Source organism: Cerasicoccus arenae, from assembly GCF_014651635.1.
In the GTDB taxonomy this organism is placed as follows: Bacteria; Verrucomicrobiota; Verrucomicrobiia; order Opitutales; family Cerasicoccaceae; genus Cerasicoccus; species Cerasicoccus arenae.
The window spans coordinates 130,133-142,140 of record NZ_BMXG01000010.1 but is presented as its reverse complement, the minus strand read 5'-3'; the positions used below and the strand labels follow the sequence as shown (position 1 = coordinate 142,140).

The following is a 12,008-nucleotide window of genomic DNA, read 5'->3' as shown; positions in this document are numbered from 1 at the left end:
CTTATTGTGTAAGTTACAAAATATTCATTATGCTCACTTTTATCGCACAAATCGTCGGCCCTGAAACCGTACAGGTGGATTGGTTCGAACAACTCCAGCAAGGAGGCATCGTTGTTATTGTTCAAGGCCTCTTGGTAATTGCGCTGATTGCTATTAGCTTGGAGCGCATGTACGCACTTCGGCTCAAGCGCTTCTCGCCAGTCGGATTTACGCAGACCATGCTGAGGCTCGCCTCGAACGAAGACTATTCAACAATGGAGTCCCGCTGCCAGAAGGAGAACCACACCTTGGCTCGCGTGATCGCTTTCGCCCTTCACCACGGCACCTCCTCACCAAATATCTCCGATAACATGCAGGATATCGCCCAGCGCGAAATCGAAACTGAATACGAAAAACTGGCTTCGCTTTCGCTGATTGCTGCAGCTGCTCCGCTCCTGGGTCTGCTCGGTACCATGATCGGCATGATTGAATCATTCCAGTTGGTTGCGCTCTATGGTGACGAGGGAGGAGCCTCCATGTTGGCTGGCTCCATTGCTAAAGCGCTCATCACAACAGCGGTCGGTCTGATCATCGCCCTGCCAGCGCTTTTCCTCCACCACACTTTCAAGCGCAAACTACAAAAAATATCCAAGAGCTTGGAGGCGAACATGGAAGCCCTTTACCTCAGTTGGTTCTTGGGAACCGATAGGCCGGAGGCTCAACCAGAGGAGTCCGCTCCATCGCCTTTGGCAGAAACGCCTGAGCAGGAAGCCACAGAAGCAGCCGTCAGCTAAAGCTCTGAAATGCGGCTCCGATATAAAAGTGAAGATGAGGTTGAGGAGGTGCCCATCACCCCCTTAATCGACTGCGTCTTTTTGCTTATCATATTTTTTCTTGTGACCGGTATGTTCAAGCGCTTTGAAATGCTCATCCCCGTCGAACTGCCCGATCAAACCTCCGCCCTCTCGCAGCAAGCCTCAGACACCACAGTGAAGCTTGCCATTGACCGCGAGGGCCAGGTCATGACAAGCAATCGGCGTATTGGCCCGAGAAATTCTTTCGATTACGAATATACCCCGGTTGAAGATTTCGCGATATTCCTTCAGTCGCTGGATGCCAAAAATAGATCGACACATCCACTCGAAATTTCCGTTGCACGGGATACCCCCACCCAAAAGGTGATCGATGTCCTAGATATAGCACAGCTCCAGGGTTTTCACAATGTATCTGTAAGAACCCTGCCAGAGACTTTTTAGAACAATGCGCTTAAGCCAGGCAAATAACAACAAAATCGAAGTCAGCATGGCACCGATGATCGATGCGGTCTTTCTGTTGCTGATTTTCTTCCTTGTCGCGACTATGATGAAGAAGGAGGACAAAGACATCGAGATCACCCCACCTGAGTCGATTTCAGCAATCAAAAAGCCTGCCGATGACAAAGCAGTAGTGGTAGGCATTTCGCAAACAGGTGAGTTCTTTTACGAAGGACGCCCCGCCTCGGTCAACCTACTTCACCAAGAGCTTCGCGACTTGTCGGCCAGTGAACCCGATCGACAGATACGTCTGGATGCAGACGCCCAAGCGCCCTTCAATTCCGTCGTCCAGGTTATGGATATCTGTCAGTTCCGCGGACTTCAGAACGTCGTCATACGCACTTACGATGAAAAATATAACCGCAAATAGCCTGAGCCGGATCCGAAAGTGGTGCTGGCTCACGGCTACTCTTATGGTATTTGGTGGATTGGCAATGATCTACCTGATTCCCTCTTTGCGCTACAATCAGCTTGAATTTAGCCGGGAAGAGGCGGAGACCCGCACCCAAGAGGTCCGTGAGCGCGCAGAGGCAATCCGCGAGCAGCAGAAAAAGGAGCGAGCTGAACGACAACTGAGCGAAGCACATGCTCGCGAACTCACTGAGGAGATTGAAAAAAAAGAGCGCCAGGAAATAACCCGACAATTGCAAAATGTTAGAGAGGTCTATGAAAAATTAGAAGCAGAGCGGCTGCAAAAACTCGAGCACGTGGAAAATCGCAGTCTCGCAGAACGACTCAACAAGCAACTGGAACCGCTTCGCCGCGACATGGAGCGCACTCTTGAAAAAATTGACGACCTCGAATGGCTCGAGGCGGATAAAGACCTCGGCAAACAAGTGCCCGAGGGCTTTGCCGAATCGCTACAAAAAGACCGAAAAAAATTCGAAGAATTACTGGAGCAATTAGATGAGGGCTACAATAAGGATACGCTCGACGAGGTTATGGACGCAGCCAAATCACTGGTCGAAAAGACAAGTGCCGTCGAACTGCCACAAAACAAGGCCTTCGACGCCAGACGCCGTCAAATTCTCTGGGCTGCCAGAGATTCCTTGAACAAGGCAAACGAACTGATCGATGCACCCGATCAAATCACCGCCGAACAGAACGCAAAGACCAATGAAAACGCCCAGGCGACACTCCCCGAGCCCATCGCCGAAACGCTCGAACAGACGGATAATAAATCCATCGCTGAACTGCATGACGCAGCCCAACAACTCGAACAACTGATAAACGAAAGCATCGATGGGTCGCGGGCTGCCGAACTCGCTATGCGCCAAGGCACGGACATCGAGTCCGCACGCACGAAACTCATTCCCAGTGAATCGCAAATGAGCGACATACCCGCACTTCGAGCGCCAGATACACCAACAACATTGGGCGAACTCGACCAGCGCAAAGAAGCGGTCAATGAGGCAGCCCGGCAGGTTTCCCAGCTCAACCAGCGAGCCAATCAAATGGCGCAGCAGCTGAACAGTAACCAATCCCGCGACTCCGCAACGATGTCCCCGTCCACCTCTCTCAACCAGGCACTGCAAAACCGTTTACACAAGGCAAGTAGCGAGTCTCAACCCGGTGAGGTCCAAGATGTTTCCGCCCTGATGCGGATGGCGATGAGTCAATCCGGTTCAGATTCCAGCGGACCTGAAGGGCAGGAATACCGCAATATTGAAGGATCGCCGGAGAGCGCCAACGACTTCTCCCCAGACAGCAAACAAGTAGTCAATTTGGACGGAATCAATATTACCGCGAATGCACTTCCAGGTCGCCGTTTTTCGGCCTCTAGCTCACGACAGGGCTGGCTCTATCTGGATACCTGGTATGTGATTGGCCCATGGGACAACGATGGGGATTTACGGAGCTTCGATATCCCCCTCCCACCTGAAAGTGAGATAAACTTTGATGGTGCCTACACAGGCAAGGTCTATACCCCGCAACACGCCCGGCAGGATTCCGAACAGGGCATCATTCGCGGTTATACCTTGAACGAGCCGCGCACCCTCCGATGGAATTTTATCCAGTCGGACTCCATCCGCACAATGGTTCCCGACGAGGTCTCCAATGCGACCTATTATCTTCATACAGATATTTACTTCGAGGAAGCACGAGATATGTTAATTGCAATCGGATCGGACGATTCCGCAAAGGTCTGGATCAACGGCTTTCCCGTCTGGCAAGATAGCGGCCAGAGCCGCTGGGCACTTGGAGAACACTTCAATAAGGTTTATTTCAAGCAGGGCTACAATAGTATCCTCGTCCGCCTAGAAAACGGACCACAGCGCTGCGAACTATCTTTTCTGATCTGCCCCCCAGAGATAAACAAGGCCTACTGAGCAAATCAGTCCAATATACAGTCAGGCATTTCGCGACTTCGGAATCCCGGCTGATGAGATTCTCACTGCCATAAGTTTCAATTTAAGAACTTGCTTTTACGTAATAGTCGGACATTGTTAGAGCAGTTCTATCTCACGCGCCGATTCTAACAGATGCGCTCGGCAGGGTTCGTCGAGACCATCGGTCCACCCCAGAAACCTATCCCCTTCATATGCCCCCCCTAAACAGCATCAGGACTTCATTGCGGATGAAATTCTTTGAATCAGCCAAAGAAAGGAATGGCTTCGCTTTGATTATCTCCCTGGCCTTGATGTCATTTTTAATTCTTTTAGGCCTGAGCCTGGCGGCTCTGGTTCGCGTCGAGCTCTCCGCCACCACATCCCAAAAGCATTTACTGCTTGCCCGTCAAAATGCGTTATTGGGGGTTGAGGTCGCAATGGGAAAACTACAGTCAGCGATGGGACCCGACCAACGCATCAGCGCCTCGCCACTGATCATGGACAAGAATGAGACACTGCCGGAGAGCGCTACAATCAGTCAATGGACAGGCGTTTGGGACGCGAAGCAATTCAACGCCGACGGCTCGGACAATCCGACCTACGGTGAGAATATCGGTTGGCTGGTTTCCGGCTTCGATCAAAGTAGCGATGCAAACAATCTTCCGAGCTTTAGTAATCCGCTAAATGCCGACGGGACTCTCAAAACACCGGACACTCATGCATTGCTAGTTGGCAAGGGAACTGTGGACGAGAATACGTATGAAGACTTTGTTGCCGTTCCAAAAGTTCCTGTCGGCATTAGCGGCGAATACGCCTATTGGATCGCCGATGAGGGCCGGAAAGCAAATATACAGCGAACCAACCGGGCAGAGCGGGGTGAATCTGCCTTTCCAGGGACCTCCCCGATTATGGAAACACGCTTCGAGCTTAGCAGCCCGACCCGCAATAATGCCAAGGCGATTACCGGGATGGAGACCCTGGATGTCGACACCGACACGGCCTTAGCCAAGAAAATTTCACGCACTTACAGTGCAGAGGAATTGATGCTATCAGACCCCAACACTAGCGGCGGAACCAGCCCTTGGGGACAAGCGGTGAAGCAGCATTACCACGATGTAACCTTTAACTCTTTGACTCTGCAAACCAACACTCGCCAAGGTGGGCTCAAAAAAGACCTGAGCCTATTATTTGAGCTGAGTGATGCCGATTTTGCTCGCACCCCCTACACCGGCGAAAGCACCGAATCAGCATTCAGTGACTGGGAAAATCTTCCTCCAACCGATGGCGTAAACTACATCGATCCAGTTAACCAAGACCAAGTCAGTTACCTATATACAGAAGCAGTTCCGCAACATGGGCCAAATGCATTCGTTCGTGGTCCAACTTGGCACAAGCTTCGCGACTTCTACCGACTCTACAAGAAAGTCACAAACAATAGCACGGTGCCACAAATCAAAATGCGCCCATTCGGCCCCAACGCGCTGGACCTCTCGCCCAAAGGAGGGCAAAAAGGATACTTCCACACAATGGAAGCGGACTGGGGAGGAGACATACACAATCACCCCAAAGGCGCACAAAACAATTTCGTTAACACATCAGTCAAAACAAAATCTCTGAATGAGATCGAACCGGTAACGCGTCTGACAGAGCATGAGGTGATGCCACTTGTTAACCGAGTCATTTACGTCTTTTCCCTCTACGAAGACCAGAATGTGCCCGAATGGCGCTACGTAGAAGAGGGCCAAGCATTAACCGCAGGAGGCGAAGCGCCGGTAGGGGGTGCCTTCGAACTAACCGGGGGAATCACTAATGCGATAAGTGTAGTTGTCGAACCAATCGTATGCCTTTGGAATCCCTACAATGTCGCGGTCGAATTTAACGGCGGCATAAAGATTGTTTCTGACGGGCTCTTTGGATTCCTCTTTTCATTGGCACCCACATCCTTGACCAGCGCCAAGCAACATTTACCACCATTTGAAAAGTCCAATCTAAGCATCCCTCAAATGACCGCGGAATTTTCCGCCCTCCGGAATATCATGGAACCCGGCTTCTTTGGAAAGGTCAATCTGGTCATCGGCGATGGGAGCAACATCATATTAGAACCCGGGGAAATCCGATACTTTTCAGACCCAAACAATCAGCCGACGCCAGTCAACGAGCTACTCCTCGTCAACAAGGAAGGCAATTCCCTCAAGACCCGAGCTATCAAGCTATCATCAGGTTTGCACAAAAAAGGTGGCATTCTACTGGGTAGGCGCGGAAATGACTCCAATGCGCCCTATAGCAATGGGATCATTCACCAAATCAAAGCCTCCAGTTCAGAGCTCATGGAGTTGAATTTCTATCCCTGGCAAAACTTCACTAAGGTTAATGACGGTGATCTCCGCTCGAAAACCTGGCAAACCATGACCACTACGACTGCTTATGTGCCTGAAAGTGCGTTGAACTCAGGTGGCAGCCTAATCGAGACAGATACTTACATACAGAATTTATTCATTCCACTTAATGGGCCGATAGACGATAAATCGAACGCAGCCCTCCACTACTTGCTTTACGGTGAGAATGGCGACTCAGGCCCTTTTCCGCTCAGTGTACGCCCCAACATAATTGGCTCCTATCCCAACCGGAAAATGCCCTTTCTCTACATCGGCACTTTCCAAAACCCTGTCATGCCCGACCCGAAGCTAGTCCCCTCCCCGAGCGAATTCATCGGCACAATGTCTCCGTTCTCCGGCAATGTGGATGGTCAATTCTCCCATGGTGGTTTCTTGACGACGTTTTCTATGCAAATGGGACCGATAAGCAACTACACCGACATCCAGTCTCTGGATGATAGAGGCTTTTTTGGCGAAGGCTACTCCTCCGCATCAGAATCACATGTAGTGGTTTCTGAGATACCCACCTACCCCATGCGTTCCCTCGGATCACTACAGCATGCCCGTATCGCTGATTCCGCATACATGCCAGGGCAGGCAATTGCAAATGCCTGGGCTGGTGGCAGCTTCGACTTGGATGAAATCGTCGGGGAAAATGGTGCACGCTATACCCAGTATGATCTCTCCTATCTGGCAAATGATGCACTCTTCGATGATTATTTTTTCTCAACACTCACTCCTGAGATGGATCTCAGCGGAGATGTCCCCGAGACGACCGACCTTGAAACGACCCTCGTCAACCTGATTGATGATGCCGCAAGTCAAGGGAAGGAAATCAGTTTAAGCAATGAAAGCTTCCGCTATATTGGACCACCTGAAGCTTTAGCAGATAGCGCCGGAACCGCATCGAGCCAACTCGTTGAGAACTTGAATGCCATCGATGGTTTCTCAAAGACGGCTCGCTACTTCGGCGTCGCCGGCGGCTTTAATGTCAACAGCCTTTCTGTCGACGCCTGGGACGCTTTTCTGGCCTCGACTCTGGGTGTTGACTACAAATATCTGGATCCGATCTCGGGCTACGCCGATGCCTCAAACGCAGACGAAACCATTTTTCCGCGGACGACGCTCCCCAACGGCCTCAGCTCTCAGGCCTGGCGTGGGCCCAAAGGTCTCAGCGAAACACAACGCCGCGATCTTGCCCAGGCAATCGTGAACGAAATCAAAGAGCGCGGCCCCTTCCTATCAATCAGCCACTTCGTGAACCGTAAAATTGAAGACACCGAAAACGGCAAAGCCGGAACAATCCAAGCGGCTATCGATTCGCTCGATATTAACGACGATAATCTCTATGTAGAAGCCTACACGGATCCAGGTAAGTACTTCCAGAAAGAGCACGTAACCGCCTTCAGTGGTGTAGGCCTACCACAGTATTTGACACAAGCCGATGTGCTGACACCACTGGTGCCCTACCTTACTGCCCGCTCCGATACTTTCGTCATCCGCTCTTACGGCAGCACTATAAATCCACTTACCAAAAAAATTGATGCGGAAGCAGTGCTCGAGGCAGTCGTGCGTCGGTTACCAGAGTTTGTGAATGCAGACAACGACAGCGCCGACACTGAAATATCCCAACTCAACGACCCTATTAACCAGGAATTTGGACGCCGATTTGTCATCGTATCCGCACGTTGGCTCAGCCAAGATGAGATATGAAATCCTTAAGACTCTTTCACCTTTTATTCACGCTGTTGCTGATCCCCAGTAGTAGCCTGCTCGCCCAATATGACGGTCCAGACATCCAACTGCGCTTTCGCGCCTTGGCCTTAAATTATCCGCTTAACTCGGGTGTTTACATGGAAGCTCAGGGCGGCACTCGCTTAAATATTTACTCAAATTCCAGAACTGATTGGGTAAACTACAAAGGAACCAATCCGATCACTTTCTACAAGGAAGTAAAACAGGGCGATACACCAAGCGTTCGAATCCCTATTGCCTCTTTTGACGCAGTTCAAGCTCCCGAAAATCCTCTGCTCATTTTCTCTAAAGCAGATGCGAAAGATCCAAATTATCGCGTCAATGCAGTGAATGACAGCGTAGAAAGTTCTCCAGCTGGTAGCTACCGAATCTTCAACTTTACCGAAAAACAGATTGGTGGCGTCATTGATGATCAAAGGTTTTTGCTGTCCCCCAAATCTACCGCTTATGCACAAGTAAAGAATCCAAAAGATTTTGAAGTCACTGTGCAACTTGCTGAAAGTGAAAAAGGCCAGGCCAAACGTCTTTACGCCTCCAGTTGGACTTTCTCCGAAGACTTCCGCTACCTCGTTTTCATCCTTCCAAGTGACGATCCAACCCGAGGAAACATTGAAATACGCCTCATTCCTGATCTGGTCAATTCGTCAAGTAATTGAGACTGCCTCCATTAAACGGCACACACTCAATCCATTTATGTTTAAAAGGCCAAGCTATCGAAACCGTACTCTAGCGCATCAGGCAATTGCCGCATTGAATGCTGTATTCCTTATCGCAGGGCTATTCTAGTTCGAGCCGATGGATCGATTTGCTCTTTACCGGCAACAGCTATCGCTACTAAAATGTGCTCCCCAGCCAAGTGAAAGCCATTCTGGAAACGCAGGTTGCCCAACCAGCCACAGACTTGTCTCCTGGAACACTGCAGCGCAGCAATCGCCTTGGTGGCAACGCTGCGCTGGCGCTCCAGGCTCAGACGTTTTTTCCAAGGCGATCTCCAGGGCTTTAATCTTCAAAAGCTGCTCGACCAGGAGCGATATTCTAGGAGGGAATACCAAGGAATTTAGCTTCAGATTCCAATTATCAACAAACAGGGGGGATTTTTTAAGTTGCTATTACGTAATATTCCCCCAAAAGATTCAAATTCATGACTAATAAAACCCAAACCCCATTTCCTCCAAAAGCTCACCACGCCCCTACCTTATATTCAATGGCCCATTTATAAACCTCTGCCTGAATCAGGCTAATTTACCAAACTCGTATTTCTGTATTTATCGTGAAGCATTTAAAGACAGGCTTGGCATTCTTGGCTGCCGCATATCTAGGCATACTGGTTGGCTGCGATCAAGGTGAGCACAGTAAGCATAGTGAAAATCAGAAATTGGTCGATGAGGGGTTGGAAGCTCTCAAATATTACGACTACAACCTAGCGGGAAACAAGCTGAGTAAAGTTCAACCCAATTTAGATAAAGGTTCAGATAGTTGGGATAGAATCACCTTTGCTGCCGCCATTGCCGCTTGGCACAGCAGCCCTCCATCGGCTCATAACATTGAACTGGCAAGCTCTTTTTTCCAACAGGTAATTGATCATGCTTCGGATGCTCAAATTATTGCGCTGGCAAAGATCAGTCTAGGTCGAATCTACGAAGTATCTGATTACAGAACTGACGAAGTAGATCTTCCCAAAGCCCAGTCACTGTATCGTGAAGTTTTGTCCTCTGAGTCCAGTAATGATCTTGTATCTGAGGCGACGCTTAGGCTGGCGCAAACTTACGTTCAAACGCTAACCCAAGAAGGACTAACACGAGCTATCAGCATACTCGGTAACCATTTGGAAAGCTATCCCAATTCCAATTGGCGAAGCGTCGTAGCCCAGTATCTTGGGGACATTTACTACGAACGCTTAAATGATCCCAAGAACGCTTTGAATTACTATCAAATCGCCCTGGAAGAAGGCTTCGCTAACAAAACAAAAGAGCATATTTACATTTGGCGGATGGCAGAGTTCGCCAAGCGATCAGATCAAGCCCTTCTTTCTACCGTGTATTCCACCAAGTTAGTCGAGGAGTATCCACGCAGCCAATACGGCTGGTTCGCACTAAATAATATCCGCCGATATAATGAAGCGAATCCAGATGATAGCGTGCCCCTTCCTGAAATGAGAAATGCGTTCTTAGAAGGAGTCGGGCAATGAAAAATCGCCTAAACTATGTCGCAATTTCGCTGCTAGTTTTCGCTTATCTGCTTAGTGCGGGCCGATTCTTGCGCATCTCATTAACGGGAGGCGATGGCGAGGACGCGGATAGCAAAGTTATACGAATTGCTCACTGGCAACTGGAACCCGGATACCGTGAAGCATTAGACTGGGCAATGAGCGAATACATGAAGCTCCCAAAAGTCCAAGAGGCAGGCATACGCGTTGAGCAAGTTCCGATTAATCAGCGAATTTACAACCAGTTCATGAATGTGCATCTTATCAGTGGAACTGCACCGGACATCGCCGCTCGTAATTCTCAAGTAATTGCCAGTGGTAATACGGCACGTTTCTACTCCGCAATGGATTCGTATATCAGCCAGCCAAATCCATACAATGCCCAGAAGTTTCTAGCTGATGGTCTCGATCCTGCGTTAGCCGAGTATCTAAGCGCTTCTTCTTGGCAAGATACGGCCGTAGACGGTATGCGGGGCGGATATGATGAAATCTTGGATGGTTACTACGGAATTCCAGTAAGCACGCTTGGCAACGGGCGCATCTATTATAACGATCATATTTTAAAATTGGTTAAGGCATTCATTAAGGAACAGATTCAACAAAGCCCTCAGCCTGATTGGTTAACAAAGCTGTGGATAGATCGATCCGGTGATAAAGTAAAAGGCTACCTCCCCGACAACCAGCGTTTGCGTGAATGGCTAGCGCTTCCTCGTATTCCGCCCGAAACACTCGGCCAATTCATCCTCTATTGCAGTGCAGTCAAAGTATACGGCAAGGCGATAAATGACCCCTACCTGGTTCCTATATCAGTAGGAAATTATGGTGGGAATAATCTTTGTTTCGCATACGAGCCGATCTTTCTGTCTAATTTCAGTGAAGGCATTGAAGGGCCAATTGGTAGCGGCGTGGACGGCTTTGAGACTGCCTACGGCTGGTCAACTGAACGATGGTCCTTTGACGATGAGCCCATTCGGGAATATATAAATCTAACACAGCTACTCACCAGTTTTTACCCCGAAGGTTTTCTAGGGCTAGATCGTGAGCAAGCCATGCGACGATTCATCTTGGGAAAGGCCGCTATGATATCGTCTGGTGGTTGGGACGCTGCCAGTATATTTATGGGTGCACAAAATCGCGATGACCCCGATGATCGCTTTGAGCCAATCATACGACGAGCACCGATCCCAGCAGAGGGTGAACGTTGGGCGAAACTGCTTCCATATCAAACCTCTGAAGCCAGCTTTCTGTCAGGAGTTGCATTGAGCGTGAACAACACCTCCAAAAACTTTGATTGGGCAGTTGACTTTCTTCAGTTTGTCACCTCTCAGCCCATCAACGAGGAACTGAATCGCCGTTCCGGATGGCTACCAGCTACAGGTGGCGCTGAAACCATCGAGAAGATGAAGGCATTCATCCCACAGTCAGAAGGCTTCCCCAGATCCATGTCCATTTCTTTTGGCGGTGCCACTGCGGCAATGCGACGCGAATGGGTCAGCCAATCTTTATTGGCGATGGCAGGCGACATCACATATGAAGATTTCAAATCCCGTATGGTAGCCATCCTGAACGATCCGATACGTGGAATGAGAGGATATTGGATCAGCAAGTTGACGGCAATCAAAGACCAATCGCGGGCCTTAGATAGGATGGTATCTACATTGGAATACAGGGCATACCTCAATGATGACCAAAAGTCGGAAACCAAGCTGCAATCTCTGGTATACAAATCACTGAATGAGGACGAGGGCGTGCAACTGGAGTGGCTCTGGAAAGACACTTACCCCAATGAGAGTTACCCGACTAACAACAATTAATTGTGCCCCCGATGCAGTAATTTTCAGATTGAAATACTGAATCAAAGAAGCCCACTAGAATTAAGCGCTGGTTTCCTAAAGCCAAATTATATGCGCTTTGCCTGCCAACGATTCTTTCGCTAGCAATATTCAGCTATTACCCAAAGATCGATGTGCTTGTCATGTCACTTTTTCGCTGGTACCCCCGACGGTCCAGGAGTATGTCGGCTTCCAAAATTTCATTGAAGCCTTTGCTG

The 12,008-nt window shown here is 49.5% G+C and carries 8 protein-coding genes; all 8 read left to right on the top strand.

The genetic code is table 11. The annotated features are described in order from the left end of the window. Positions 1-29 precede the first annotated feature (29 nt). Positions 30-773, top strand: a complete 744-nt coding sequence (locus tag IE065_RS09825) for a MotA/TolQ/ExbB proton channel family protein (RefSeq protein WP_189514502.1) — start codon at positions 30-32, stop codon at positions 771-773. 9 nt (positions 774-782) lie between these two features. Beyond that, complete coding sequence (locus tag IE065_RS09820; protein WP_234043829.1) at positions 783-1,235, top strand: ExbD/TolR family protein; 453 nt, start codon at positions 783-785, stop codon at positions 1,233-1,235. A gap of 4 nt (positions 1,236-1,239) precedes the next feature. After that, complete coding sequence (locus tag IE065_RS09815) at positions 1,240-1,662, top strand: ExbD/TolR family protein (protein ID WP_189514498.1); 423 nt, start codon at positions 1,240-1,242, stop codon at positions 1,660-1,662. Continuing rightward, on the top strand, positions 1,640-3,622 hold the full coding sequence (locus tag IE065_RS09810; protein WP_189514496.1) for a hypothetical protein: 1,983 nt from the start codon (positions 1,640-1,642) through the stop codon (positions 3,620-3,622). The genes IE065_RS09815 and IE065_RS09810 overlap by 23 nt, the downstream gene beginning before the upstream one ends. Before the next feature lie 311 nt (positions 3,623-3,933). Beyond that, the gene (locus IE065_RS09805) at positions 3,934-7,710 is read left to right on the top strand and encodes a hypothetical protein (RefSeq protein ID WP_189514494.1); all 3,777 of its coding nucleotides are present in this window, start codon (positions 3,934-3,936) and stop codon (positions 7,708-7,710) included. After that, on the top strand, positions 7,707-8,408 hold the full coding sequence (locus tag IE065_RS09800) for a hypothetical protein (RefSeq protein WP_189514492.1): 702 nt from the start codon (positions 7,707-7,709) through the stop codon (positions 8,406-8,408). Before IE065_RS09805 ends, IE065_RS09800 begins: the two co-directional genes overlap by 4 nt. 614 nt (positions 8,409-9,022) lie before the next feature. Next, on the top strand, positions 9,023-9,940 hold the full coding sequence (locus tag IE065_RS09795) for a tetratricopeptide repeat protein (protein WP_189514490.1): 918 nt from the start codon (positions 9,023-9,025) through the stop codon (positions 9,938-9,940). Then, entirely contained in the window at positions 9,937-11,772 is a 1,836-nt protein-coding gene (locus IE065_RS09790; protein ID WP_189514488.1) for an ABC transporter substrate-binding protein, read from the top strand. Before IE065_RS09795 ends, IE065_RS09790 begins: the two co-directional genes overlap by 4 nt. Positions 11,773-12,008: the final 236 nt, after the last annotated feature.